Raw genomic sequence first — 25,319 nt, 5'->3', positions numbered from 1 at the left:
CCTGTGTGTGACCGATCCGTGAACCGGCGTCAGTTCGCCGCCCCAGCAAGGGCGACACGAACGGGTGAAGCAGTGGGCACACGTGTCCACTGTCTTCTCCACCGGTAACCTCACACCCATGGCCTCACGTTCCTCCGCAGCCAAGAAGCCGCCCGCGAAGAAGGCGGCCGCTTCCGCGAAGGCTCCGGCGAAGAAGGCCGCCGCCAAGAAAGCCCCCGCCAAGAAGGCGCCGGCCAAGAAGGCCGCGGCGAAGAAAGCCGCGCCCGCGCCCAAGCCGGCTCCCAATCCCACCGGGGGCATCTACCGGCTCGTGCGCGCCGTCTGGCTCGGGATCGCGCATGCCGTCGGCGCGGTCTTCCGCGGCATAGGGCAGGGCGCCAAGAACCTCGACCCCGCCCACCGCAAGGACGGCATCGCGCTGTTGCTGCTCGGTCTCGCGCTGATCGTCGCGGCCGGCACCTGGTCCAACCTGCGCGGTCCCGTCGGCGACCTCGTCGAGATCATCGTGACCGGGGCCTTCGGCCGGCTCGACCTGCTCGTACCGATCCTGCTCGCGGTCATCGCCGTACGGTTCATCCGGCACCCCGAGAAGCCCGAGGCCAACGGCCGCATCGTCATCGGCCTGTCCGCGCTCGTCATCGGCGTGCTCGGACAGGTCCACATCGCCGTCGGCTCGCCCGCCCGCAGCGACGGCATGCAGGCCATAAGGGACGCCGGCGGACTGATCGGCTGGGGCGCGGCGACCCCGCTGACGTACACCATGGGCGAGGTCCTCGCCGTCCCGCTGCTCGTGCTGCTCACGATCTTCGGGCTGCTCGTCGTCACGGCCACCCCGGTCAACGCCATCCCGCAGCGACTGCGGCAGCTGGGCGTGAAGCTCGGCATCCTGCCCGACCCGGCGGAGGACGACGAGTACACCGAGGACGACCAGCGCTACGACGACCAATGGCGCGAGACGCTGCCCGCGTCGCGCGGTCGCAGGCGCACCCCGGCCCCCGACGCGTACGACCCCGACAGCGCCGAGCAGGAGGCCCTCTCGCGGCGTCGTGGGCGCCCGAGGCGGTCCGCTGTGCCGCAGCCCGAGATGAACCGGCCCATGGACGCTGTGGACGTCGCGGCGGCAGCCGCCGCGGCGCTCGACGGTGCCGTCCTGCACGGGATGCCGCCCTCGCCGATCGTCGCCGACCTCACCCAGGGCGTCAGCGTGGGCGACCGCGCGGAGACCACACCGGTGCCCACGCCGGTGCCGGCCGCGCGGCCCAAGCAGGAGAAACTCCCCAAGACCGACGTACCGGATCTCACCAAGTCCGAGGTACCGGACCTCACCAAGGCCGCGCCTGAGCAGATGCGCGACCTGCCCCCGCGCGCCGAACAGCTCCAGCTGTCCGGTGACATCACGTACTCGCTTCCGTCGCTCGACCTCCTCGAGCGCGGTGGTCCGGGCAAGTCGCGCAGCGCCGCCAACGACGCCATCGTCGAGTCGCTCACCACCGTGTTCTCCGAGTTCAAGGTCGACGCCCGGGTCACCGGCTTCACGCGCGGGCCGACGGTCACGCGCTACGAGGTCGAGCTCGGGCCCGCCGTGAAGGTCGAGCGGATCACCGCGCTGACGAAGAACATCGCGTACGCCGTCGCCAGCCCGGACGTGCGGATCATCAGCCCGATCCCCGGCAAGTCCGCGGTCGGCATCGAGATCCCGAACACCGACCGTGAGATGGTCAACCTCGGCGACGTGCTGCGCCTCGCGGCCGCCGCCGAGGACGACCACCCGATGCTGGTGGCGCTCGGCAAGGACGTCGAGGGCGGTTACGTGATGGCCAACATCGCGAAGATGCCGCATGTGCTGGTTGCCGGTGCGACCGGTTCCGGTAAGTCGTCCTGCATCAACTGCTTGATCACTTCGATCATGATGCGGGCGACCCCGGAGGACGTCCGCATGGTCCTGGTCGACCCCAAGCGCGTCGAGCTGACCGCGTACGAGGGCATCCCGCACCTGATCACGCCGATCATCACCAATCCGAAGCGGGCCGCCGAGGCGCTGCAGTGGGTCGTACGGGAGATGGACCTTCGCTACGACGACCTGGCGGCGTACGGCTACCGGCACATCGACGACTTCAACGAGGCCGTGCGGGGCGGCAAGGTGAAGGCGCCGGAGGGCAGTGAGCGCGAGCTCCAGCCGTACCCCTACCTGCTGGTCATCGTCGACGAGCTGGCCGACCTGATGATGGTCGCGCCGCGCGACGTCGAGGACGCGATCGTGCGCATCACGCAGCTCGCGCGCGCGGCCGGCATCCACCTGGTGCTCGCCACCCAGCGGCCGTCGGTCGACGTCGTCACCGGTCTCATCAAGGCGAACGTGCCCTCACGGCTCGCCTTCGCCACCTCCTCGCTCGCGGACTCGCGCGTCATCCTCGACCAGCCCGGTGCCGAGAAGCTGATCGGCAAGGGTGACGGGCTGTTCCTGCCGATGGGCGCGAACAAGCCGACGCGTATGCAGGGCGCGTTCGTGACCGAGGACGAGGTGGCGGCGGTCGTCCAGCACTGCAAGGACCAGATGGCGCCGGTCTTCCGGGACGACGTCACCGTGGGCACCAAGCAGAAGAAGGAGATCGACGAGGAGATCGGCGACGACCTCGACCTGCTCTGTCAGGCGGCCGAGCTGGTGGTCTCCACGCAGTTCGGGTCGACGTCCATGCTCCAGCGCAAGCTGCGCGTCGGGTTCGCCAAGGCCGGGCGGCTGATGGACCTCATGGAGTCGCGCGGCATCGTCGGGCCCAGCGAGGGCTCCAAGGCTCGTGACGTTCTTGTGAAACCTGATGAGCTGGACGGCGTGCTCGCGGTGATCCGCGGGGAGGCTTAAAGGAAGTCCGGGGCGGAATCGGGCCGTGGTGGTCGCCTTGCGGGCGGGTGGGTGATGCGTCGATGTCGGATCGTGACTCACCCGTAAGGGATCATTGAGCAACCGTTCCCCTTCGGCGTACGTCAAGTTGAGGGAAGCGACAACCTCGTACCTCACCATCAGCGTGTCCGGCCATTCTGATGGCGTATAAAGTCCCACCGCCCGGTTGCCCCACCCTTTCGTACCCCCCCTAGACTGAACCTCCAGCACAGGTGGCTTAAACGCTCGAAAGGCGCCCCCGTGTCCATCGGCAACTCCCCTGAAGACGAGCGTCCGTTCGAAGACGTATCCGACGAAGCCGGCCTCTCGATCGGCCGTGCCCTTCGGCAGGCGCGTATCGACGCCGGGCTGACCGTCGACGACGTCAGCAGCGCCACCCGGGTCCGCATCGCCATCGTGCATGCCATCGAGGCGGACAACTTCGCTGCCTGCGGCGGCGACGTGTACGCCCGGGGCCACATCCGGACCCTGGCCAAGGCCGTCCGCCTCGATCCGGCCCCGCTTCTCGCCCAGTACGACGCCTCGCACGGCGGACGGCCGGCGCCCACGCCGGCTGCCCCCCTGTTCGAAGCGGAGCGCATCCGTCCCGAGCGGCGCGGGCCGAACTGGACCGCGGCCATGGTCGCCGCCATCGTCGCGGTGATCGGGTTCGTCGGGTTCACCGCGTTCAAGGGCGACAGCGAGGGCGGCAAGTCCACGGTGGCCGAAGGCGACTCGTCGCCGACGGCGGACAGGACCGCGCCCACGCCGAAGACCGACAAGCCCAAGGACCCCGAGCCGGAGCCGTCGGACAGCGCCATCGCGGCCGTCCCGCAGGACAAGGTGACCGTCCAGGTCAGCGCCGCCGACGGACGCAGCTGGATCTCCGCCAAGGACCACAACGGCAAGCTGCTCTTCGACGGCCTCCTCAAGCAGGGCGACTCCAAGACCTTCCAGGACAGCGAGAAGATCAACCTCGTCCTCGGTGACGCGGGCGCGATCGACCTCTACGTCAACGGCAAGAAGATCGAGGACGACTGGCAGCCGGGCGCCGTGGAGCGCCTCACGTACACCAAGGGCGACCCGCAGGCCGGATAAGTCCGGCTGAAGGGGTGAGCTGAGGACGGGGTTGGCCAAGATCGGCCAACCCCGTCGACGTGGGCTGTCAGTGAGACAAAGTAGTCTTGAGCCCATGCCTGAACGCCGTACCGTCGCACTCGTCACTCTTGGCTGCGCCCGTAACGAGGTGGACTCGGAGGAGCTCGCAGGCCGCTTGGAGGCGGACGGCTGGGACCTCGTGGAGGACGCCGCGGACGCGGATGTCGCCGTGGTCAACACCTGCGGTTTCGTCGACGCCGCCAAGAAGGACTCCGTCGACGCGCTCCTGGAGGCCAACGATCTCAAGGGGCATGGGAGAACCCAGGCCGTCGTGGCGGTGGGCTGCATGGCCGAGCGGTACGGCAAGGACCTCGCCGAGGCCCTTCCGGAGGCCGACGGCGTGCTCGGCTTCGACGACTACGCGGATATCTCGGACCGCCTGCAGACCATCCTGTCCGGCGGTGTCCACGCCTCGCACACCCCGCGCGACCGGCGCAAGCTGCTGCCGATCAGCCCGGCCGAGCGGCAGGAGTCGGCGGCCGAGGTCGCGCTGCCGGGACACGCGCCCGCCGATCTTCCGGCGGGGCTCGCTCCGGCCTCCGGCCCGCGTGCACCCCTGCGCCGCCGCCTCGACGGCGCCCCGGTCGCCTCGGTGAAGCTCGCCTCCGGCTGCGACCGGCGCTGCACCTTCTGCGCCATCCCGTCCTTCCGGGGTTCCTTCATCTCACGTCGGCCCAGCGATGTGCTGAACGAGACGCGGTGGCTCGCCGAACAGGGCGTGAAGGAGATCATGCTGGTCTCCGAGAACAACACGTCGTACGGCAAGGACCTCGGCGACATCCGGCTGCTGGAGTCCCTCCTGCCGGAGCTCGCGGAGGTCGACGGCATCGAGCGTGTCCGCGTCAGCTACCTCCAGCCGGCCGAGATGCGGCCCGGGCTGATCGACGTCCTGACCTCGACGCCGAAGGTCGCCCCGTACTTCGACCTGTCCTTCCAGCACTCCGCCCCCGACGTACTGCGTGCGATGCGCCGCTTCGGTGACACCGACCGCTTCCTGGAACTGCTGGACACCATCCGTGCCAAGGCCCCCCAGGCCGGAGTGCGCTCCAACTTCATCGTGGGCTTCCCCGGCGAGACCGAGGCCGACCTCGCAGAGCTGGAGCGGTTCCTCAACGGCGCGCGGCTGGACGCCATCGGTGTCTTCGGCTACTCCGACGAGGAGGGCACGGAGGCCGCCACCTACGAGAACAAGCTCGACGCGGACGTCGTCGCCGAACGGCTGGCCCATGTCTCGCGGCTGGCCGAGGAACTCGTCTCGCAGCGGGCCGAGGAGCGCCTCGGGGAGACCGTGCACGTGCTCGTCGAGGCTGTGGACGCCGAGGACTCGACAGAGGGCGCGTACGGCCGTGGCGCGCACCAGGCGCCGGAGACGGACGGCCAGGTGCTGCTCACGAGCGGCGCTGGGCTGAGCATCGGTCGTATGGTCGAGGCGAAGGTGGTCGGCACGGAAGGTGTCGACCTGGTGGCCGAGCCGCTGCAGGGCACGCTCGCGTGTAGTGAGGAGGCGGGCAGATGAGCGGAGTTCCGGCGTCCGCCGCAGGTGGCTCCTCCCCGGCGGGTGCGGCGGGCAAGGCGAGCGCGGTGGGCTCGTCCAAGGCGGGGGGCTCGACGGCCGGTGGCTCGAAGGCGGGCGGTGCGAAGGCGGGCGGAGCGAAGGCCGGGGCTTCCAAGGCCGGTCACGCCGGGGCCGTCGGCACCGAAACCGGTGCGGCGGGCGGCGCCAAGCCCGCGCGCGGCGGGAAGATCGCGGCCGCGGCCGTCAACCAGGCCAGCGTCTGGAACATCGCCAACCTCCTGACCATGCTCCGGCTGGTCCTCGTGCCCGCGTTCGTCGCGCTGATGCTGGCGGACGGCGGATACGACCCGGCGTGGCGTTCGCTCGCCTGGGCGGCCTTCGCCATCGCCATGATCACCGATCTGTTCGACGGTCATCTGGCGCGGACGTACGACCTCGTCACCGACTTCGGGAAGATCGCCGACCCCATCGCCGACAAGGCGATCATGGGTGCGGCACTGGTCTGTCTGTCGGCGCTGGGCGATCTGCCGTGGTGGGTGACGGGCGTCATCCTCGGCCGGGAACTCGGGATCACGCTCCTGCGTTTCATCGTCATCCGGTACGGAGTCATCCCCGCAAGCCGCGGCGGCAAGCTCAAGACCCTCACGCAGGGCGTGGCCGTCGGGATGTACATCCTGGCGCTGACGGGGTGGCTGGCCACGCTGAGGTGGTGGGTGATGGCCGCGGCGGTCGTCCTGACCGTGGTGACCGGGCTCGACTATGTGAGACAAGCCATTGTGCTGCGCAGGCGGGGAATCGCCGAGCGCCAGGCCGCGTTGGAGGAGACGGAAGCGTGAGTTCCTCGGCCACCGACGTGGTGCGACTACTCACAGTGAGAGGTGAGACGCTCGCTGTCGCCGAGTCGCTCACGGGCGGACTGGTTGCGGCGGAGATCACAGCCACCCCTGGGGCCTCCAAGGCGTTCCGGGGTTCGGTGACCGCCTACGCCACCGGGCTCAAGCATGAGCTGCTCGGGGTCGACGCCACCCTACTGGCCCAGCACGGAGCGGTGAATCCGCAGGTCGCGGCGCAGATGGCGGTCGGCGTGCGGAAGGCTCTGGGGGCCGACTGGGGCATCGCGACGACCGGTGTCGCGGGGCCCGAGACGCAGGACGGCCAGCCCGTGGGAACCGTCTTCGTAGCCGTGGACGGACCGCTAGGACCGGGTTCCGGTTCTGCCGGTGGCGGAAAAGTGGAGGCCCTGCGGTTGAACGGCGGCCGCGAGGAAATTCGTATGGAGAGTGTACGGAGCGTACTCGCGCTGCTCCTGAAGGAGCTTACGAGCGAACACACTGGGAATGAGCGGGCACAGGATACGGAACAGAACGGGGGGTTTTGATGTTTGCAGCCCTTAGTGAACACGACATCGCTCCCCGCACGGCCGCGGCGCAAGGCGGTACGGTGGGGCGTGAAGGATGCGGCTACGCGGTCCGAGGAGGGAGCCACCGATGATTCTGCTCCGTCGCCTGCTGGGTGACGTGCTGCGTCGGCAGCGCCAGCGCCAGGGCCGTACTCTGCGCGAAGTCTCCTCGTCCGCCCGAGTTTCACTCGGCTATCTCTCCGAGGTGGAGCGGGGGCAGAAGGAGGCTTCCTCCGAGCTGCTCGCCGCGATCTGCGACGCGCTGGACGTACGGATGTCCGAGCTCATGCGGGAAGTGAGCGACGAACTCGCCCTCGCCGAGCTGGCCCAGTCTGCAGCGGCCACCCCAAGCGAGCCTGTACCCACGTCGGTCCGTCCGATGCTGGGTTCCGTGTCGGTGACCGGTGTGCCACCGGAACGGGTGACCATCAAGGCGCCTTCCGAGGCGGTGGACGTGGTCGCCGCCTGATGGCGCCGCTGGTGCGCGTGGACTGACCACGCGCCGATCAGTTGTGTGAGGCCCCGGCCAGGGCTTCCCCAGGGAGATCTGGGGGAGTGCGGTCGGGGTTTCGTGCTGTACGGGACGTGCAGGGGTGCTTTTGCCGGTACGAACGTGCATGCGTTTGCCGCTGTGGGGCGCGGAGGTCATCGTGGAGAGTGTTCACGGCGCTCTGACGCGCTGTGACGACGTTGGCCCGCGCTGCATCCGTGTGCTGCTGGTGCGCCCTCCCGGCGGGTGAACGGGCGGCCTAGCCTCGGGCTGGAGGTGGGTGGATGGCACGGCCGATAGCGCGCTGGGGGGTGTTCCTCAGCCTGGGGGCGCTGTGGTGGTGGGCCGTGCTGCGGCTCGCTCTCGCACCGGAGGCGGGAGCGCTGGAGGCGGCCGTCTTCACCGGAGGATGGGGGCTGAGCCTGCTGCCGGTGCACTGTGTGCCGAAGGCGCGGGCTGTGGGGGCCGTCGACCCACGGCGATGGGTGGAAGCCTGGCGGGCCGGGCGGGCTGTGCGGGGAGGGCCGTCTACCAAGGCATCGCCACGCCGCCGTTCGGACGCAGGATCTGCCCCGTCGTGAAGGACGATGCGTCGGACGCCAGGTGCAGCACGGCGTGCGCGATGTCCTGCGGTTCACCGACCCGGCCGAGGGGTGACATGCGGGCCATGAACGCCTCGGTCTGTGTCTGTGCCGCGCTGTCGTGGCGGTCGGTCATGGGAGTGCGGATCCAGCCCGGAGCGACCGCGTTGACGCGGATGCCGTGGGGGCCCATCTCCGTCGCCAGCGTCTTCGTCAGCTGCACGACGGCCGCCTTGGCCGCGCCGTAGCACAGCAGGCCGGGGCCTCCGGTGTCCACGGCGCCCGAGGCCATGGTGATGATGCTGCCCCCGACACCTTGCGTGAGCATCGCGCGTGCGGCCTCCTGGCAGGCGTACAGCACGCCCTTGAAGTTGACGTTCAGCACTCGGTCGAGGTCCTCGTCGCGGGTCTCCAGGACGGGGCTGCTGTGCATGATCCCGGCGACCGCGGCCAGCACGTCGAGGCGCTCGCAGGCGGCGACGGCCTTGTGGAGCTGTTCGCGGTCGGTGACGTCGAGGTGGTGGGCGCGGGCGGTGCCGCCGCTCTCCTTGATCAGGGTCGTCGTGTCGTGCAGGCCCTGAGCGTCACGGTCGGCGCAGTGCACGGTGGCGCCGGCCTCGGCGAGCAGAAGGGCCGAGGCACGGCCGATTCCGCTCGCGGCGCCCGTGACGAATGCGGTGCGTCCAGTGAGGTCGTACGCCTTGACGGCCATGATGGGAAGGTACGAAAGTTTCTGACGCCCCGTCAATTACGGGGTGGCGATTACGACTCGTCAATTGCTCGTACGGTGCTGGGTCCTGCGGCGTGTGGTGGTGCCGGGCGTCGTGCTCGGGGCCGGGCCCGCCTGGCAGTCGGGGCACCAGTAGGTGGGGCGCTCGCGGGAGCCGTCGCCCTGGTCGGCCGCGCGGATCGGTGTGCCACAGCGCAGGCAGGGGCGGTTGGCGCGGCCGTACACGAAGAGGTCCTGGCCGCGGCGGCCCGTCGTGCTGCGGATCGGACGGTCTCGGTTGGCTTCCAGGAGCTTCTTGGCGAGCACGGGCAGTTGGGTGGTGTGCTCGGCGGGGAGTGCGCCGACGGGGAGCCAGGGAGTGACGCGGAGCAGGAAGCAGAGCTCGCTCTTGTAGACATTGCCGATGCCCGCCAGGTTGCGCTGATCCAGCAGGGCCTCGCCCAAGGGGCGGGCCGGATCGCCGAGCAGGTTGGTGAGGGCGCGGGCGGGGTCCCAGTCCGGGCCCAGGAGGTCGGGGCCGAGGTGGCCGACCGCACGCTGTTCCTCGGTGGTGCGCAGGAGGTCGAGGACGGGGAGGCGGTAGCCGACGGCTGTGTGGGCGGGGCCGGGGATGGTAGTGGGGGCGATGGTGGAGGCAGAGGCCGAGGCCGAGGCCGACGTGTGGGTGGCGGTGGCGGTGGCGGTGAGAATCACGCGGATCTGGTGGGTGGGGCCGCCCGTCCAGCGCTGGTGCTCGGCGTAGACCTTCCAGGAGCCTTCCATGCCGAGGTGCGAGTGGACGGTCAGGCCGCCCTCGATGCGGGTGAGGAGGTGTTTGCCGCGCGGGATGACGTCCAGGACGGTGCGGCCTGTGAGGTCGACCGTGGCGTACTTGGGGACCCGGAAGTCGGTGCGGGTCAGCGTCTTGCCCGCGAGGGCCGCGTGCAGCCGTTTCGCGGTTTGCCAGACCGTGTCTCCTTCGGGCATGGGTCAAGGGTGGCACGCCATGAGCCGAGGGGGCCGATCGCGGTTGCGGAGTGGGTCAGGCGCGTAGGCGGAGTCCTCGGGGGGTCGCGATGAAGCCCGCTCCTTCCAGGACGGTGCCGATGGGGGAGGTCAGGGCCGAGGCGCCGTTCACGCGTTCCACCGTGACCGTGCCGAGGGAGCCCGCTCGGGCGGCTGCGGCGAGTGCTTCCGCGGCCGTGTGCAGGCGGGAGTCGTCGGTGGGCTCGGTGTCCGGCGCCGAGGGCCAGGCCAGCAGGGTCTTGCCGCCGCGCTCCATGTAGAGGGTCAGTTCGCCGTCGACGAGCACCACGAGGGAGCCCGCCTTGCGGCCCGGCTTGTGCCCGGCGCCGGTGGGCGGCTCGGGCCAGGCGAGGGCGGCGCCGTACGCGTTCGCCGGGTCGGCGGCGGCGAGGACGACGGCTCTGGTGTCGGCGGCGGGGCGCGTGCGGTGGGAGGCGGAGCCGGGGCCGGTGCCGTAGGGGGTGCCGCCGTTGGGCCAGGCGGGGCCCTGCGGGGTGCGGGGGCCTCGAGGAGCGCGGTCGTGGGGCGAGACGTAGTCGCCTGGTCCGAGGTGGCTGTCCAGGAAGTCGTGGTCGAGATCGGGGATGTCGTAGGCCGGCGGGCCGTCGGGGTTGCCGTATGCGGGGGTGCCGGCCTGTGCGGCGTCGGGGGTGCTGGAGTCTTCGGGGGAGCCGAAGTCGCCGGTGCTGCCGAAACCGTACGGGTCGGAGGCGCCGAAGTCGTCGGGCGCGCCGTTGGTGTCACGGGCGGCTGGGCCGGGCAGGCCGTCGCCCCGTTCGCGGGCGTTGGCCACGGCACGGAGGCGGTCCACCGCGCCGTCCATCGCGAACTGGGCGGCGCCGAGCCCCTCGACCACGTAACCGCGGCGTGCCTGGCCGCTCTCCTCGAAGGCGGCAAGGATGCGGTACGTCGCCGAGAAGCCGCCCTCGACACCCTCCGCGGTGACCGCACCCCGGGTCACGACGCCGTGCCGGTCGAGGAGCGTGCGGGCCAGGGCGTGGGCGCGCACCGTGGGGTCGGGTTCGTGGGCCGGGAGCAGGGACCATCGGCCGGCGACGGTCGGGGGGCCGGTGCGGGAGGCGGTGCGGGCGGCGGCGGTGAGGGAGCCGTAGCGTCCTCGCGGGACGGTGCGCTTGGCTCGGTGTGCCGTGGAGCCCGCGGTGCGGCCGGAGCCCAGCAGGGAGCGCATGGGGGCGAGCGTGTCGTTGGTCAGGCGGCCAGACCAGGCCAGCTCCCAGAGGGCGTCGGCCAGTTGGGGGTCGGTGGCCTCGAGGTGGGTGGTGGCGCGGACCTGGTCGGCGATCTGGCGGAAGAACAGGCCGTAGCCGCCGGACAGGGCGCCCAGGACGGACTGGTGCAGTGCCGTCAGCTCCAGGGGGTGGGGCTGCGGCAGGAGCAGGGGGGCCGCGTCCGCCATGTAGAGGGAGACCCAGCCGTCCTTGCCGGGGAGCGAGCCCGCGCCTGCCCACACGACCTCGCCGGCCGCCGTGAGCTCATCGAGCATCGCGGGGGTGTAGTTCGCGACGCGGGACGGCAGGACGAGCTTCTCCAGGGCGGAGGCGGGTACGGACGCGCCCTGCAACTGCTCGATGGCGCGGACCAGTCCGTCGACGCCGCGCAGTCCGTGGCCCCTGCCGATGTGCTGCCACTGGGGCAGGAACTGCGCGAGCGCGGCCGGTGGCACCGGCTCCAGCTCATGGCGCAGGGCGGCCAGCGAGCGGCGGCGCAGCCGGCGCAGGACCGCCGCGTCGCACCACTCCTGGCCGATGCCGGCCGGGTGGAACTCGCCCTGCACGACACGTCCGCCGGCCGCCAGCCGCTGGAGCGCGCCTTCCGTGATCGCCACGCCCAGGCCGAAGCGGGCCGCCGCGGTGGTCGACGTGAACGGGCCGTGGGTGCGGGCGTAGCGCGCGAGGAGATCGCCGAGCGGGTCCTTGACCGGCTCGGTGAAGGCCTCCGGGACGCCGACCGGCAGGGCGGTGCCGAGTGCGTCGCGCAGGCGGCCCGCGTCCTCGATTGCCGCCCAGTGATCTGTGCCGGCGACGCGGACCTTGATGGCGCGGCGGGCGGACGCCAGCTCCTGGGCCCAGTGGGCCTCGGCGCCCCGCTCGACCAACTCGGCGTCGGTGAGCGGGCCGAGGAGGCGGAGGACGTCCGCGACGCCCTCGACGTCCTTGATTCGTCGGTCCTCGGTGAGCCATTGGAGTTCTCGCTCCAGCTCCGTCAGCACCTCGGCGTCGAGCAGCTCGCGCAGTTCCGCTTGGCCGAGCAGCTCGGCCAGCAGCCGTGAATCCAGCGACAGGGCGGCGGCGCGGCGCTCGGCGAGCGGGGAGTCTCCCTCGTACAGGAACTGGGCGACGTACCCGAAGAGCAGGGAACGCGCGAAGGGGGACGGTTCGGGGGTGGTGACCTCGACCAGGCGCACCTTGCGGGACTCGAGGTCGCCCATGAGCTCTGTCAGACCCGGGACGTCGAAGACGTCCTGGAGGCACTCGCGGACCGCCTCCAGGACGATCGGGAACGAGCCGAACTCGCTCGCCACCTGGAGCAGTTGGGCGGCGCGCTGACGCTGTTGCCACAGCGGGGTGCGCTTGCCGGGGTTGCGGCGCGGCAGCAGCAGCGCGCGGGCGGCGCACTCGCGGAAGCGGGACGCGAACAGGGCCGAGCCGCCCACCTGGTCGGTGACGATCTGGTCGACGTCGCCCTTGTCGAAGACGACGTCCGCCGCGCCGACGGGCGCCTGGTCGGCGTCGTACTCCGTGCCGGCCTTCCTCGGTTCCTGGTCCAGCAGGTCCAGGCCCATGAGATCGGCGTCGGGCAGGCGCAGCACGATGCCGTCGTCGGCGTGCATGACCTGCGCGTCCATGCCGTAGCGCTCGGAGAGCTTGGCACCGAGGGCGAGGGCCCAGGGAGCATGGACCTGGGCGCCGAAGGGTGAGTGCACGACGACCCGCCAGTCGCCGAGTTCGTCGCGGAAGCGCTCGACGACGATGGTGCGGTCGTCCGGGACATGGCCGCAGGCCTCACGCTGCTCGTCCAGGTAGGACAGGACGTTGTCGGCCGCCCACGCGTCCAGGCCGGCGGCGAGCAGGCGCAGGCGCGCGTCCTCCTTGGACAGCGAGCCGACTTCGCGCAGGAACGCGCCCACGGCGCGGCCGAGTTCGAGCGGGCGGCCCAGCTGGTCGCCCTTCCAGAAGGGGAGGCGGCCCGGCACGCCCGGGGCGGGGGAGACCAGGACGCGGTCGCGGGTGATGTCCTCGATGCGCCAGGAGCTGGTGCCGAGCGTGAAGACGTCCCCGACGCGGGACTCGTAGACCATCTCCTCGTCGAGTTCGCCCACCCTGCCGCCGCCCTTCTTGGGGTCGGCTCCGGCCAGGAAGACTCCGAAGAGGCCGCGGTCGGGGATCGTGCCCCCGGAGGTGACGGCGAGGCGCTGGGCGCCGGGGCGGCCGGTGATGGTGCCGGCGACGCGGTCCCAGACGACGCGTGGGCGCAGCTCCGCGAAGGCGTCGGACGGGTAGCGGCCGGCGAGCATGTCGAGGACCGCTGTGAAGGCGGATTCGGGCAGGGACGCGAAGGGGGCGGCACGGCGGACTGTGGCCAGGAGGTCGTCGAACTGCCAGGTGTCCATCGCCGTCATGGCGACGAGCTGCTGGGCGAGGACGTCCAGGGGGTTGGCCGGGACCTTGAGGGACTCGATGGACCCGGTGCGCATCCGTTCGGTGACCACGGCCGCCTGGACGAGGTCGCCGCGGTACTTAGGGAAGACCACACCGGTGGAGACCGCGCCGACCTGGTGTCCGGCACGGCCCACGCGTTGCAGGCCGGAGGCCACGGAGGGGGGTGATTCCACCTGGACCACCAGGTCCACCGCACCCATGTCGATGCCCAGTTCGAGGCTGGATGTGGCCACCACTGCGGGGAGGCGGCCCGCTTTGAGGTCCTCCTCGACCAGGGCGCGCTGTTCCTTGGAGACCGAGCCGTGGTGAGCACGGGCGATGACCGGGGGTGCGCCCTGCGCCGCGCCCGAGCCGCCCATCAGCTCCGCCGGGGCGTGGTGCTCGTCCAGCGTTTCGCCGGTGGCCCGTTCGTAGGCGATCTCGTTGAGGCGGTTGCAGAGGCGCTCCGCGAGGCGGCGGGAGTTGGCGAAGACGATGGTGGAGCGGTGGGACTGGACCAGGTCGGCGATTCGTTCTTCTACGTGGGGCCAGATCGAGGGGCGTTCCGCGCCTTCGCTGCCGTCGGCGACGGGTGAGCCGGCCAGTTCGCCGAGGTCCTCGACGGGGACCACGACCGAGAGGTCGAACTCCTTGCCCGACTTCGGCTGGACGATCTCCACCTTGCGGCGAGGGGAGAGGTAGCGGGCGATCTCGTCGACGGGGCGGACGGTCGCGGAGAGGCCGATGCGTCGGGCCGGCTTGGGGAGGAGCTCGTCCAGGCGCTCCAGGGTGAGCGCGAGGTGGGCGCCGCGCTTGGTGCCCGCCACCGCGTGGACCTCGTCCAGGATCACCGTCTCGATGCCGGTCAGGGCGTCGCGAGTGGCCGACGTCAGCATCAGGAAGAGCGACTCGGGGGTGGTGATCAGGATGTCCGGGGGGCGGGTCGACAGGGCTCGGCGCTCCGCTGCGGGGGTGTCGCCCGAGCGGATGCCGACCTTCACTTCGGGTTCGGGCAGGCCCAGGCGGACGGATTCCTGGCGGATGCCGGTCAGGGGACTGCGGAGGTTGCGCTCCACGTCCACGGCCAGCGCCTTGAGGGGGGAGACGTAGAGGACGCGGCAGCGTTTCCTCGGGTCGGCCGGTGGGGGTGTGGAGGCGAGCTGGTCAAGGGCGGCCAGGAAGGCGGCAAGAGTCTTGCCGGACCCGGTGGGGGCCACGACCAGCACGTCCGAGCCTTCACGGATGGCCTGCCACGCGCCCGCCTGGGCCGCGGTGGGCGCGGAGAAGGCGCCCGCGAACCAGCCGCGGGTGGCGGGGGAGAAGCCGGCGAGGGCTCGGTGTGCGTTGCTGACCATGCGTCCATCCTGCACCCGGGCACTGACAATGAGGCTGAGCTGGGGAAATGTCTTCTGTCTGCCCGGTGAAGCGGGGGCGTGCGTCCATGGTTTCGGGGGAGCGGGGCGGGGTGTGCGCGGCCTCTGCGATCTCGTCGGGGGCAGGGGTGACGACGGGTGGTGTGCCGCTCATCCGTCCGTTGTCGTCCGTTGTCGTCGCGGACAATGGGGGGTATGGCGGCTTCGGGCGAGCAGGCGCGGCACTGGCAGTACGCCGAATTGCCCGGCGTCGATCTGCTGCGGGCCCGGTACATACGGAAGACGTTCGTGCGGCACACCCATGAGAACTTTGTGATCGCCGCCATCGCGAACGGCGTGGAGATCTTCCACTGCCGGGGTGCCGATCAGTACGCGGGGGCCGGTGCGCTGGCGTTGGTCAATCCGGACACGGCACACACCGGGCGCGCGGGTGTCCCTGAGGGGTGGCAGTACGGGGCCGTGTATCCGTCGCCGGAGGTGGTGGCGGAGATAGCGGCCGAGACCACCGCGATCCGCGGGACCCCGGGGTTCGTCAGGCCGGTGCTGGACGATCCGTACACCGTGGGCCTGGTGCATCAGGTGCTGCGGGCCGCGGACGAGGGCAACGCGCTGGCCGCCGACACCTTGCTCCGCGTCGCCGTGACACGGCTGCTGCGGCTGAACGGCGGGACTCTGCCGCGACGGGAGGTGCGGACGGCCGGGGCTCGGATCGCGGTACGCGCGCGTGAGGTGCTGGAGGAGCGGATGGCCGAGCCGCCGAGTCTGGAGAGGCTTGCCGCCGATCTCGGTACCGGGCCGTTCGCCCTGCTGCGGGCGTTTCGGGACCTGTACGGGATGCCCCCGCACACCTGGCTCACCGACGCGCGGGTACGCCGGGCACGGCGGCTGCTGGACGCGGGGGGCTCACCGGCGGAGGCCGCCGTTGCCGTGGGGTTCACCGACCAGCCGCATCTCAACCGGCACTTCACCAGGATCGTCGGCGTGCCGCCGGGGGCCTATCAGCGCGAGCGCAAGAACGTACAAGACGCCTGGCAAGGGCTTTCGTAGCGTCACAGGCGTGCCAGAACAGAGAACTCTCGCAGACCTCCGCGCCGCCGGAGGCAAGCCCGACGCGGCTGTCGTCCGGGATGCCCTGGGTGTCGGAGTCGCCGTCGGGCTGTCCGGGTTCGCCTTCGGGGTGACATCGGCGGGCAGCGGCCTCACGCTCCTGCAGACCTGTGCGCTCAGCCTGCTGGTGTTCACGGGAGCCTCGCAGTTCGCGCTCGTGGGGGCGCTCGCGGCCGGCGGCAGCCCGTTGACCGCGGCGGCCGGTGCCTTCTTCCTGGGGGTGCGCAACGCGTTCTACGGGCTGCGGCTGTCGCAGTTGCTCAGCCTCCCGCGCGCGATGCGGCCGTTCGCCGCGCAATGGGTGATCGACGAGACGGCGGCTGTCGCGCTGGCGCAGCCGACGCGGCGCGGCGCTCGGCTCGGGTTCCTGGTGACAGGACTGAGTCTGTACGTGCTCTGGAATCTCACCACGCTGCTCGGTGCGCTGGGGGCCGAGGCCATCGGTGACACCGACGCATGGGGGCTCGACGCTGCAGGGCCCGCCGTGTTCCTGGCGCTGCTCGCGCCGATGCTGAGGTCCGCGACCGAGCGTGCCGTGGCCGGCCTGGCCGTGGTTCTGGGGCTCGGGTTGTTGCCCGTGCTGCCCGCCGGCGTGCCCGTGCTGGTCTCCGCTCTCGCGGCGCCGGTCGTGCTGTGGGCCGAGGGGCGCCGCACAGGAGATGCCCGGGAGGGGGAGCTGTGAGTACCTGGATCGCGATCGGCGTCACCGCTCTCGGCTGTTACGCCGTCAAGCTCATCGGACTCCTCGTGCCCGCGGGTGCCCTCGAGAGGCCTCTCGTCCGGCGACTCGCCGCACTGCTGCCCGTCGCACTCCTTGCCGCCCTCACGGCTCAGCAGACGTTCGGCGACGGGCAGGCGCTGGCGCTGGACGCAAGGGTGGCCGGAGTCGCTGCGGCCGCCGTGGTGCTCGCCCTGCGGGCACCGTTCCTGCTCGTCGTCGCGGCCGCCGTGGTGGTGACGGCGGGCATGCGGGCCATGGGCGGATGAGGCGGGTCAGCCGATGTGGCGGCCGTACGTCCTGAGCGTGCGCAGCGCCTCGATCGTCACCATGGGGCGTGCCTCCAAGGCGATGCCCGGTGCCCATTCGCGCCAGCGGATGGGCCAGCCCCCGTCCTCCCGCTGCCCGCTCGCCAGGTGGTCGAGAGAGCGGGACATCTCGTCGTCCGTGAACCACGCGCGCGCGAGGGAACGCGGTGTGCTCGCGTAGTCGTGCGGGAAATGGTGCTCGCCCGGGGCGTAGCCGGGTGGGGCCGGGTACGCGTCGAGGTCGTCGGGCTCCAGCACCGCGAGGCGCTGTTCGCGCACCAGGCGGCCCAGCCGGTCGGCGGCCGCCTCCGCGCGCGTGCGATCGGGAACGGAGTCCAGGAAGGCCACGGCGGCCTCGATCTCGTACGGATGGGACTTCTCCAGGGACTCGACCGCCTGCCAGCAGAAGTCCGTGGCCCGGAACAGCCAGGCGTGCCACACCTCGTTGCGGTGCAACAGGCCGACCACCGGCCCGGTGGCGAGGAGCGCGCTGGGCGGGTCGTCCATGATCGGCAGGAAGGGAGCCGCTGGATAGCCGCGCTGGCCGGGGTGGATCACCGGGAGGGCGCCGTCCGGCGTGGAGACAGAGGTGAGGTAGCGGCACACGCGGTCCACGCGCTGTCCGCCGCAGCGTCCGATGGCGTCCAGGATGCGCAGTGCGTGACCGGTGTGCAGCGGCTGGCTGACCGGGCCGCGCAGATCGGGCTCCAGTGCGTGGCCGTACCCACCGTCCTCGTTGCGGTGGGCGTCCAGCGCGGTCTCCACCGGGTCGGCGGCGCCGTTCAGGAAGTGGTATGCGAAGAGGCGCTGCTCGAGCACGCGCGCGGTGAGCCAGACGAACTGCTCGGCGCGGAAGAGCGGTGAGTGCGCCGGGGACGTCGGGGGGAGTGGGGCTCCTGTTTCGGCCATGCGTCAGACCGTAGGGCGGAAAGCGGTCTCGGCAAGCGGTCCCGGCGCAGGCCCACTCTCAGGGGCGGGATACTGGACGCATGCGGTTGACGGTCTTCTGGCAGCGGATGGCGGACCACTTCGGTCCGGGGTACGCCGAAACGTTCGCGCGCGACCATGTGATGTCGGAGCTCGGCGGTCGCACGGTGCACGAGGCGCTGGACTCCGGCTGGGACGCCAAGGACGTGTGGCGTGTGGTCTGCGCCGTCATGAACGTTCCGGGGGAGAAGCGCTGACCGGTAACGAAGATCGCAGGACCGGAGCCGATTGTCGGTGGCGTGGGCGAGACTTGCCTCGTGGCACGCATTGACGAGACCGGGCAGCTCGCCCGGCAGGGATCCCCGTTCGGCACGACGCCGCCCAACCCGCCTCCCGGCGGAGGCGACGCCGGGTCCAACTCCCGCATGCCGCGCTGGCTGCCGCGCGCCATGGTGCTCGCGCTGGCGCTCGTGGGCGTGTTCCAGCTGGGCAGCTGGGCCTTCCACCAGCTCACCGGGCTGCTGATCAACATCCTCATCGCGTTCTTCCTGGCCCTCGCCATCGAGCCCGCGGTGAGCTGGATGGCCTCGCGCGGCATGCGCCGGGGACTGGCCACGGCACTCGTCTTCCTTGCCGTGATCGTCGTGTCCGCCGGTTTCGTGACGCTGCTGGGATCCATGCTCGCGGGCCAGATCATCAAGATCGTCGAGGACTTCCCGAACTACCTCGACTCCGTCATCAACTGGATCAACACGCACTTCAACACCGAGCTGCGACGCGTGGACGTCCAGGAGGGCCTGCTGCGCTCCGACTGGCTGCGCAACTACGTGCAGAACAGCGCCACCGGCGTCCTGGACGTGTCCGCCCAGGTCCTGGGCGGTCTCTTCCAACTGCTGACGATCACGCTGTTCTCGTTCTACTTCGCCGCGGACGGCCCGCGCCTGCGCCGCGCCCTGTGCTCCGTGCTGCCGCCCGCCAGGCAGGCCGAGGTCTTGCGCGCGTGGGAGATCGCCGTCAACAAGACCGGCGGCTACCTGTACTCGCGCGGTCTGATGGCGCTCATCTCCGGCATAGCCCATTACATCCTGCTGGAGAGCCTGGACGTGCCCTACGCGCCAGCGCTGGCCGTGTGGGTGGGTCTGGTCTCGCAGTTCATCCCCACCATCGGCACCTATCTCGCCGGCGCCCTGCCCATGCTGATCGCCTTCACGGTCGATCCCTGGTACGCGCTGTGGGTGCTGATCTTCGTCGTGGTCTACCAGCAGTTCGAGAACTATGTGCTCCAGCCCAAGCTGACCGCGAAGACCGTCGACATCCACCCCGCGGTCGCCTTCGGTTCGGTCATCGCGGGCACCGCCCTCCTCGGCGCGGTGGGCGCGCTGATCGCCATCCCCGCGGTCGCCACGCTGCAGGCGTTCCTCGGGGCGTACGTGAAGCGGTACGACGTCACGGACGACCCCCGCGTCCACGGGCACCACCGGAGGGGGACCGGGCGGGGTCTGATCAGACGCATACGCGCCGTGTGGGCCCAGCGGCCGGGATCGGAGCACTCACGGTCGGGAGGCTCCGGGGAGGGCTCTGCCTGAAGTCGTCGGCCGGCTGCGGTCACGGCCGGCCACTGCCGCGGCGCGGCCGGATGGTCGTCGGGCAGTGGCGGCAGGGGCGTGTCGGCGGTCGTGAGGCCGCCGGAGTGCGGGAGTCGGCGGGAATCCGGGCCGTGTCAGGCCGCGAACACACTCGTGCAGGTGTCGTGGGATCCGCTTGACACGAAAATCGAACATCCATTCTTATGGGGGCTCCGGCGAGGATCCCGGCGGGCATTTCGCCACGGTTTCGACCGAGAAGTGCCCGAGTTATCCACAGGCTGGACGGGCGTCGGGGCGCATTGTCAGTGGCAGGCGTTAGCGTCTTTGACGTGAAGCGATCGACTCAAGCAAACCGGGTGGAACCCATGGCAGGAACCGACCGCGAGAAGGCGCTCGACGCCGCGCTCGCACAGATTGAACGGCAATTCGGCAAGGGCGCGGTCATGCGCATGGGCGAGCGGTCGAAGGAGCCCATCGAGGTCATCTCGACCGGGTCGACCGCCCTCGACGTGGCCCTCGGCGTGGGCGGCCTGCCCCGCGGCCGTGTCGTGGAGATCTACGGCCCGGAGTCCTCCGGTAAGACGACCCTGACCCTGCACGCGGTGGCGAACGCGCAGAAGGCCGGCGGCCAGGTCGCCTTCGTGGACGCCGAGCACGCCCTCGACCCCGAGTACGCGAAGAAGCTCGGCGTCGACATCGACAACCTGATCCTGTCCCAGCCGGACAACGGTGAGCAGGCGCTGGAGATCGTGGACATGCTGGTCCGCTCCGGCGCCCTCGACCTCATCGTCATCGACTCCGTCGCCGCGCTCGTTCCGCGCGCGGAGATCGAGGGCGAGATGGGCGACTCGCACGTGGGTCTGCAGGCCCGTCTGATGAGCCAGGCCCTGCGGAAGATCACCAGCGCGCTCAACCAGTCGAAGACCACCGCGATCTTCATCAACCAGCTCCGCGAGAAGATCGGCGTCATGTTCGGCTCCCCGGAGACCACGACCGGTGGTCGGGCGCTGAAGTTCTACGCCTCGGTGCGTATCGACATCCGCCGCATCGAGACCCTGAAGGACGGCACGGAGGCGGTCGGCAACCGCACCCGCTGCAAGGTCGTCAAGAACAAGGTCGCGCCGCCCTTCAAGCAGGCCGAGTTCGACATCCTCTACGGCCAGGGCATCAGCCGTGAGGGCGGTCTGATCGACATGGGCGTGGAGCACGGCTTCGTCCGCAAGGCCGGTGCCTGGTACACGTACGAGGGCGACCAGCTAGGCCAGGGCAAGGAGAACGCGCGCAACTTCCTGAAGGACAATCCCGACCTGGCCAACGAGATCGAGAAGAAGATCAAGGAGAAGCTGGGCGTCGGCGTGCGTCCGGAGGAGCCGGCCGCCGAGCCGGGCGCGGACGCGGCGGTGTCCGCAGCCCCGGACGACGCCGCGAAGGCGGCGCCCGCCCCGGCGGCCGCGAAGGCAGCCAAGACCAAGGCCGCGGCAGCCAAGAGCTGATCCGTGACACGGCGAACCGATTGGGCCGAGTACACCGCCTACCCGGACGCTCCGCGGGAGTGGGGGAGCGACGGCGGCGAGAACTCCTCCGGGAAGGGCGGCCACGCCCACGGAGGGGACGCGGCCCATGACGCGGACGGGGGGCACGACAGCGAAGCATGGCCGGAGGGCGAACGAGAGGGCGAATCGGCATACGGCGCCGACGGCTCTCGGGGTGGCTCGCGCCGTGGCCGAGGCCGTGGCGGGGCTCGGGGCTCGGATGGCTCGGGGGTGCCACGCGGGCGTCGTCGGGACGGCCGCACGGAGCCGTCCGATGAGGACGGAGACGCCTCTTCCTTGTCGAGGGCCGAGGAGAGGACGTCCCCAGGGGACCCGGTGGAGCAGGCGCGGGCGATCTGTCTGCGTCTGCTCACCGGGACCCCGCGCACGCGGAAGCAACTCGCTGACGCCCTGCGCAAGCGGGAGATCCCGGACGACGCCGCCGAGGAGGTGCTGTCGCGGTTCGAGGAGGTCGGCCTCATCAACGACAGTGCGTTCGCGGACGCCTGGGTGGAGTCCCGGCATCACGGCCGGGGACTCGCCCGGCGGGCGCTCGCCCAGGAACTGCGGACCAAGGGCGTCGATTCGACGCTGATCGACGCGGCCGTCGCACAGCTCGACTCCGAGCAGGAGGAGACGACCGCACGCGAACTCGTCGCCCGCAAGCTCCGCTCCACGCGCGGCCTCGACCGGGACAAGCGCCTGCGCCGCCTCGCGGGCATGCTCGCCCGCAAGGGTTACCCCGAGGGGATGGCTCTACGGGTGGTCCGACAGGCGCTGGAGGAGGAGGGCGAGGACACGGAGTTCCTGGAGGACGAGGGGTTCTGAGTCCGGATTCCGTGGTGGGGCGGGGAGTCGGCGAAGGTCCGGGACCGCTCCGGGAGCACAGAGTTCCGGCCCCGGACACGGTGGACGCGCGGGGGCGCCCATCGCGTTCGGGGCCGGGTTATGACTGGGCGGGGGCGCTGGGCCGGCTACTCCGCCGCGCCCGCTCCCGACGCCACCGGAAGCCCCTCCGCCCGCCAAGCCTGGAACCCCCCGACGAGATCGGTGGCCCGGCGCAGCCCCAGCCGTCGTAGCGACTCGGCCGCCAGGCTCGACGCATAGCCCTCGTTGCAGATCACCACGACTCGTAGCTCGTGGCTCGTGGCCTCGGGGGCGCGATGGCTGCCCTGTGGATCGAGGCGCCACTCGAGCTCGTTGCGCTCGATGACGAGGGCGCCCGGGATCAGTCCGTCCCGCTCGCGCAGGGCCGCGTACCGGATGTCGACCAGCAGAGCCTCGCTACGCTGAGCGGCCTCGTACGCCTCTCGTGGCTCGACCCGCGTGTAGCCGGCACGCACCCGCTCCAGCAACTCGTCGATGCCGACGGGCCGTCCATCCACGGCGCCCACGCCCGCCTTCGCCTCGCCCTGGTGGACGTCCTTCGTCTCGCCTTGGTGGACGTCCTTCGCCTCGCCCTTGTGGACCGCCTGCCCGCTCACGTCACCCACAGCCGCGCCACCCTCACCAACCACCAGCCGACCCTCCACCCCAGCCCGCACCGGTACCTGTACCGCTACAGGTACCGAAGCCTGTCCGCTCACCCGCACAGACCGTGCCGCCGCCGCACTCACTGCCAGTCCTCCGGCCGCTCCACCTGCTCCAGGCGCAGGATCGGCCCGCTGCGACTGAAACGGCGGATCTGCGGCAGGGGCGGATAGTAGGCGTGGACGGAGATCGCATGCTGGTCGGCGGATTCGTTGAGGACCTCGTGCACATGGTGGCGGCCGAAGGAGCGGCCCTTGCCGGCCGGCAGTCGGCGGGCGCGGTCCACGTCGTCCGTGAGTTCCAGCGTCTTCCAGCCGTCGGCGGGCAACCGGACGGCGAGTGAGTTCTCCTTGAGCTCACCGGCCGCCGTCACGAAGGCCCCGACCGACTCGGCATGGTCGTGCCAGCCCGTGCCGGTCCCGGGCGGCCAGCCGATCAGCCAGGCCTCGCTGCCGCCCGGGCCTTCGAGCCGTACCCAGGTACGGCCCTCGGGGTCGAGCGGAAGCGAGGCGATCAAGTCGGCGTCGGCAGCGGTGCGCCGTACGAAGTCGAGGAGATCCGCCTGTGTCGGCGTTGAGACCGGCGTGGAGACCGACGGTGAAACCGGTGGCGAGACCGGTGTGGAGACCGACGGGGAAACCGGTGACGAGACCGGTGTGCGAACCGGTTGAGATGCGGCAACGGCGGCAGGGGAGGCAGAAGGGACAGACACGAGCACCGTCCTGAAGAGAGTTCGCGAAGAGCGCGCGACCGCAGGGGTGTCGGGAGACAGAGGTGGCGCGCGCCGGAAGTAAGGGGATGCGAGTTCAGCAGGACGGGCGACACACGCAGCCCGCATAGCGGACGAGGTCCATATGGACCCTCCGCCACAGGCGCACACAGGTGTCGGTCATGGTCGGGAGTACACCATGACGGTGCGAACCGGTCAACTCACTGTCACTGTGCGGACTGCGCCACCCAGTGACAGTGAGTTCTACGTCGAGTTCTACGTCAGGGGCGTCATCGCGACCCAGCCGTGGCCCCGGCCTCAGTGGCTCCGGCCTGCGCCGTCGCCTCCGCCTGGGCCTTGACCGGTCCGCCCAGCGCCGCCTCGGCCGCCGTGTACAGATCGGCCGGCCGTACCCCGCTCAAGGCCGTCACCAGGTGCCCGTCGGGCCGCACCAGCAGGACCGAGTGCGCGGCCGCCCCCGGGTAGCTCTCCGCGACCAGCAGCTCCGCCGGATAGGGCAGCGCGGTCACCGCCGCCACCAGCCGGGGCATGATCCCCGCGGTCGCCCAGTGCTTGCGATCCCATACGCCCGTGCCAGGTGCGATCAGCAGGACCAATAGCGCGTTGCGACCGAGCCGGTCCCGCAGCCGTACGGAGGAGCCGTCCTCGGCAGTGACCCGTACGTCCATGACCTGCGCACCGCGCGGCGTGTCGACGGGGACTTCGCCCTCCAGGTGCTGGGGCGCGAGCGGCGAGTTGGCGTACGCCCCCGGCGCACCGATCGCCCCGTGCCCCAGATGGCCGTCCATCAGCAGCACGTCATGGCCCCGGGCGGAGCCGGGCACGTACGCGCGCAGCCCTCCGCCGCCACGCAGCAGCGGCAGCGCCTGGTCGGCGGCGCGCAGCCGGGCGGAGACGACGGCGCGCCGCTCCGCCTGGTAGCTGTCGAGCAGTGCCTCGTGCGGCCCGTGATGCCAGGCCGGCGCCAGTTTCCAGGCGAGGTTGTCGGCGTCCCGCAGTCCCTCCTCCAGCCCGTGCGTGCCCAGCGTCCCGAGGCAGTGCGCCGCGTCCCCGGCGAGAAAGACGCGCCCCACGCGCCAGCGGCGGGCCAGCCGGTGGTGGACCGTGTGCACTCCGGTGTCGAGGAGTTCGTACGGCGGTGTCGACCCGCCGGTCCATCCCGCGAGCGTCTCCCGGATGCGGGCGACCAGCACCTCGGGCGTGACCAGGTCCTTGCCCGGCGGCAGCAGCCAGTCGAGGCGCCACACCCCGTCCGGAAGCGGCCGCCCGGTGACCTCCCCGCCCGAAGGTCCGGACGTCCGCCACGGCGGCATCCGATGGAGCAACGCCTCACCGTCCCACGGAAGTTCCGCCCGCAGCGCGGCCACGGCGTGTCGCTCCACCGCCGTACGGCCGGGGAAACGGATGTCCTGGAGCTTGCGGACGGTCGAGCGCGGGCCGTCACAGCCGACCAGGTAGCTGCCGCGCCACCAGGTGCCCTTGGGGCCGCGGGTGTGGGCGGTGACGCCGGAGGGCTCCTGCTCGATGGCGTCCAGGCGGCTGTCCACGGCGATCTTGACGAGCGGTTCGTCGGCGAGGGCGGCGCGCAGGGCGTCGGTCAGTACGTGCTGGGCGATGTGCAGGGGGGCGGGGTTCCTGCTGCCCTCGTGCCCTTCCGCCGCGTCGTCGAACTTGACCTCGCGCATCACCTGCTTGCGCCGCATCGCCCGCCATCCGGCCCAGCGGGTCCCGGACTCGGCGAGCGGCACGCCCGTCAGACGCTCCATCAGGGCGGCGGTGTCCTCACGCAGGACGACGGTGCGGGCGAGGCGCGGCTCGTCCTTGCCGGGACCCTCGTCGAGAACGACGGACGGCACCTCCTGACGCGCCAGCGCCAGGGCGAGCGTGAGCCCGACGGGCCCCGCTCCGATGATGATCACCGGGTCCACGGCGCGGCGCCCCCTGCCCGCAGCGGTGTCCCGAGGGACGCAAGTGAACAGAAAGTTGGAGCAGGGTGCACGATCACAGAACGTATGCAACCCATTGCCGGTGCTTGCGTCAAGTGACGGAGGGCAGTGGCGATCATGCCACTGCCCTCCGTATGCAAGCGATG

The 25,319-nt window shown here is 71.1% G+C and carries 21 protein-coding genes and 1 pseudogene; 14 read left to right on the top strand and 8 right to left on the bottom strand.

Annotated features, from left to right (window positions below; translation table 11 throughout):
- Positions 1-118 precede the first annotated feature (118 nt).
- The 7 genes from ACIBAG_RS34250 to ACIBAG_RS34220 all read left to right on the top strand — a co-directional run bounded on the left by ACIBAG_RS34250 (position 119) and on the right by ACIBAG_RS34220 (position 8,022).
- Entirely contained in the window at positions 119-2,860 is a 2,742-nt protein-coding gene (locus ACIBAG_RS34250; RefSeq protein ID WP_399110574.1) for a DNA translocase FtsK, read from the top strand.
- A 279-nt stretch (positions 2,861-3,139) separates the two neighbouring features.
- Positions 3,140-3,976 (top strand): helix-turn-helix domain-containing protein, encoded by an 837-nt coding sequence (locus ACIBAG_RS34245; RefSeq protein ID WP_399110572.1) that lies wholly within the window; start codon positions 3,140-3,142, stop codon positions 3,974-3,976.
- Between the two features lie 94 nt (positions 3,977-4,070).
- Complete coding sequence (gene rimO, locus ACIBAG_RS34240; protein WP_399110570.1) at positions 4,071-5,552, top strand: 30S ribosomal protein S12 methylthiotransferase RimO; 1,482 nt, start codon at positions 4,071-4,073, stop codon at positions 5,550-5,552.
- A complete protein-coding gene (pgsA, locus tag ACIBAG_RS34235; RefSeq protein ID WP_399110569.1) occupies positions 5,549-6,388 on the top strand; it encodes a CDP-diacylglycerol--glycerol-3-phosphate 3-phosphatidyltransferase in 840 nt (279 codons plus the stop codon). The genes rimO and pgsA overlap by 4 nt, the downstream gene beginning before the upstream one ends.
- Positions 6,385-6,930, top strand: a complete 546-nt coding sequence (locus ACIBAG_RS34230) for a CinA family protein (RefSeq protein WP_399110567.1) — start codon at positions 6,385-6,387, stop codon at positions 6,928-6,930. Before pgsA ends, ACIBAG_RS34230 begins: the two co-directional genes overlap by 4 nt.
- Before the next feature lie 109 nt (positions 6,931-7,039).
- A complete protein-coding gene (locus ACIBAG_RS34225; protein WP_019756312.1) occupies positions 7,040-7,420 on the top strand; it encodes a helix-turn-helix domain-containing protein in 381 nt (126 codons plus the stop codon).
- A 305-nt stretch (positions 7,421-7,725) separates the two neighbouring features.
- Positions 7,726-8,022: a hypothetical protein gene (locus tag ACIBAG_RS34220; RefSeq protein ID WP_399110566.1), complete on the top strand. Its 297-nt coding sequence runs from the start codon at positions 7,726-7,728 to the stop codon at positions 8,020-8,022.
- Here ACIBAG_RS34220 and ACIBAG_RS34215 read toward each other — a convergent pair.
- From ACIBAG_RS34215 to ACIBAG_RS34205, 3 genes are read right to left on the bottom strand one after another with little or no spacing between them, the layout of a single operon-like run.
- Positions 7,970-8,734, bottom strand: a complete 765-nt coding sequence (locus ACIBAG_RS34215; RefSeq protein WP_399110565.1) for an SDR family NAD(P)-dependent oxidoreductase — start codon at positions 8,732-8,734, stop codon at positions 7,970-7,972. The two genes, ACIBAG_RS34220 and ACIBAG_RS34215, sit on opposite strands and share 53 nt — an antisense overlap.
- 60 nt (positions 8,735-8,794) lie before the next feature.
- On the bottom strand, positions 8,795-9,718 hold the full coding sequence (locus ACIBAG_RS34210; protein WP_399110563.1) for a DNA-formamidopyrimidine glycosylase family protein: 924 nt from the start codon (positions 9,716-9,718) through the stop codon (positions 8,795-8,797).
- A 55-nt stretch (positions 9,719-9,773) separates the two neighbouring features.
- Positions 9,774-14,771: an ATP-dependent helicase gene (locus ACIBAG_RS34205; RefSeq protein ID WP_399110561.1), complete on the bottom strand. Its 4,998-nt coding sequence runs from the start codon at positions 14,769-14,771 to the stop codon at positions 9,774-9,776.
- 213 nt (positions 14,772-14,984) lie between these two features.
- Here ACIBAG_RS34205 and ACIBAG_RS34200 point away from each other — a divergent pair.
- The 3 genes and pseudogenes from ACIBAG_RS34200 to ACIBAG_RS34190 form a co-directional block, all read left to right on the top strand.
- Positions 14,985-15,940 (top strand): annotated as a pseudogene (locus ACIBAG_RS34200) (AraC family transcriptional regulator); the annotation flags it as partial.
- Positions 15,847-16,578, top strand: a complete 732-nt coding sequence (locus tag ACIBAG_RS34195; protein WP_399110560.1) for an AzlC family ABC transporter permease — start codon at positions 15,847-15,849, stop codon at positions 16,576-16,578. The pseudogene ACIBAG_RS34200 and the gene ACIBAG_RS34195, both read left to right, overlap by 94 nt.
- Positions 16,575-16,883 carry an AzlD domain-containing protein gene (locus tag ACIBAG_RS34190; RefSeq protein ID WP_399110559.1) on the top strand — a complete coding sequence of 103 codons (309 nt, stop codon included), beginning with the start codon at positions 16,575-16,577 and terminating at the stop codon, positions 16,881-16,883. The genes ACIBAG_RS34195 and ACIBAG_RS34190 overlap by 4 nt, the downstream gene beginning before the upstream one ends.
- Before the next feature lie 6 nt (positions 16,884-16,889).
- Here the strand turns inward: ACIBAG_RS34190 and ACIBAG_RS34185 are convergent, their stop codons facing one another.
- Complete coding sequence (locus tag ACIBAG_RS34185) at positions 16,890-17,831, bottom strand: hypothetical protein (protein ID WP_399110558.1); 942 nt, start codon at positions 17,829-17,831, stop codon at positions 16,890-16,892.
- Positions 17,832-17,911: 80 nt separating this feature from the next.
- Between ACIBAG_RS34185 and ACIBAG_RS34180 the strand changes: the two genes are divergently transcribed.
- From ACIBAG_RS34180 to recX, 4 genes are all read left to right on the top strand, one after another.
- Positions 17,912-18,106 carry a DUF3046 domain-containing protein gene (locus tag ACIBAG_RS34180; protein ID WP_399110557.1) on the top strand — a complete coding sequence of 65 codons (195 nt, stop codon included), beginning with the start codon at positions 17,912-17,914 and terminating at the stop codon, positions 18,104-18,106.
- Between the two features lie 60 nt (positions 18,107-18,166).
- Complete coding sequence (locus ACIBAG_RS34175; protein WP_399110555.1) at positions 18,167-19,435, top strand: AI-2E family transporter; 1,269 nt, start codon at positions 18,167-18,169, stop codon at positions 19,433-19,435.
- A 365-nt stretch (positions 19,436-19,800) separates the two neighbouring features.
- On the top strand, positions 19,801-20,928 hold the full coding sequence (gene recA, locus ACIBAG_RS34170; protein WP_399110553.1) for a recombinase RecA: 1,128 nt from the start codon (positions 19,801-19,803) through the stop codon (positions 20,926-20,928).
- 3 nt (positions 20,929-20,931) lie between these two features.
- Positions 20,932-21,795, top strand: a complete 864-nt coding sequence (recX, locus tag ACIBAG_RS34165) for a recombination regulator RecX (protein ID WP_399110551.1) — start codon at positions 20,932-20,934, stop codon at positions 21,793-21,795.
- 146 nt (positions 21,796-21,941) lie between these two features.
- Here recX and ACIBAG_RS34160 read toward each other — a convergent pair whose 3' ends face one another.
- The 4 genes from ACIBAG_RS34160 to ACIBAG_RS34145 all read right to left on the bottom strand — a co-directional run bounded on the left by ACIBAG_RS34160 (position 21,942) and on the right by ACIBAG_RS34145 (position 25,155).
- Positions 21,942-22,361 carry a rhodanese-like domain-containing protein gene (locus ACIBAG_RS34160; protein ID WP_399110592.1) on the bottom strand — a complete coding sequence of 140 codons (420 nt, stop codon included), beginning with the start codon at positions 22,359-22,361 and terminating at the stop codon, positions 21,942-21,944.
- A 218-nt stretch (positions 22,362-22,579) separates the two neighbouring features.
- Positions 22,580-23,209: a cysteine dioxygenase gene (locus ACIBAG_RS34155; RefSeq protein ID WP_399110549.1), complete on the bottom strand. Its 630-nt coding sequence runs from the start codon at positions 23,207-23,209 to the stop codon at positions 22,580-22,582.
- A 94-nt stretch (positions 23,210-23,303) separates the two neighbouring features.
- Positions 23,304-23,390, bottom strand: a complete 87-nt coding sequence (locus tag ACIBAG_RS34150; RefSeq protein ID WP_313960178.1) for a putative leader peptide — start codon at positions 23,388-23,390, stop codon at positions 23,304-23,306.
- Between the two features lie 106 nt (positions 23,391-23,496).
- Positions 23,497-25,155, bottom strand: coding sequence for an FAD-dependent monooxygenase (locus ACIBAG_RS34145; RefSeq protein WP_399110547.1), 1,659 nt, complete (start codon positions 25,153-25,155; stop codon positions 23,497-23,499).
- Between the last annotated feature and the right edge of the window lie 164 nt (positions 25,156-25,319).

This window comes from Streptomyces sp. NPDC051243 (assembly GCF_044455405.1).
GTDB lineage: Bacteria > Actinomycetota > Actinomycetes > Streptomycetales > Streptomycetaceae > Streptomyces.
This window is presented reverse-complemented; position numbering and strand designations above follow the sequence as displayed.

Coding starts and splice junctions, on each gene's coding strand:
- ACIBAG_RS34250 (WP_399110574.1), top strand. CDS start 119: ATGGCCTCACGTTCCTCCGCAGCCAAGAAGCCGCCCGCGAAGAAGGCG.
- rimO (WP_399110570.1), top strand. CDS start 4,071: ATGCCTGAACGCCGTACCGTCGCACTCGTCACTCTTGGCTGCGCCCGT.
- pgsA (WP_399110569.1), top strand. CDS start 5,549: ATGAGCGGAGTTCCGGCGTCCGCCGCAGGTGGCTCCTCCCCGGCGGGT.
- ACIBAG_RS34225 (WP_019756312.1), top strand. CDS start 7,040: ATGATTCTGCTCCGTCGCCTGCTGGGTGACGTGCTGCGTCGGCAGCGC.
- ACIBAG_RS34220 (WP_399110566.1), top strand. CDS start 7,726: ATGGCACGGCCGATAGCGCGCTGGGGGGTGTTCCTCAGCCTGGGGGCG.
- ACIBAG_RS34215 (WP_399110565.1), bottom strand. CDS start 8,734: ATGGCCGTCAAGGCGTACGACCTCACTGGACGCACCGCATTCGTCACG.
- ACIBAG_RS34210 (WP_399110563.1), bottom strand. CDS start 9,718: ATGCCCGAAGGAGACACGGTCTGGCAAACCGCGAAACGGCTGCACGCG.
- ACIBAG_RS34205 (WP_399110561.1), bottom strand. CDS start 14,771: ATGGTCAGCAACGCACACCGAGCCCTCGCCGGCTTCTCCCCCGCCACC.
- ACIBAG_RS34185 (WP_399110558.1), bottom strand. CDS start 17,831: ATGGCCGAAACAGGAGCCCCACTCCCCCCGACGTCCCCGGCGCACTCA.
- ACIBAG_RS34180 (WP_399110557.1), top strand. CDS start 17,912: ATGCGGTTGACGGTCTTCTGGCAGCGGATGGCGGACCACTTCGGTCCG.
- recA (WP_399110553.1), top strand. CDS start 19,801: ATGGCAGGAACCGACCGCGAGAAGGCGCTCGACGCCGCGCTCGCACAG.
- ACIBAG_RS34150 (WP_313960178.1), bottom strand. CDS start 23,390: ATGACCGACACCTGTGTGCGCCTGTGGCGGAGGGTCCATATGGACCTC.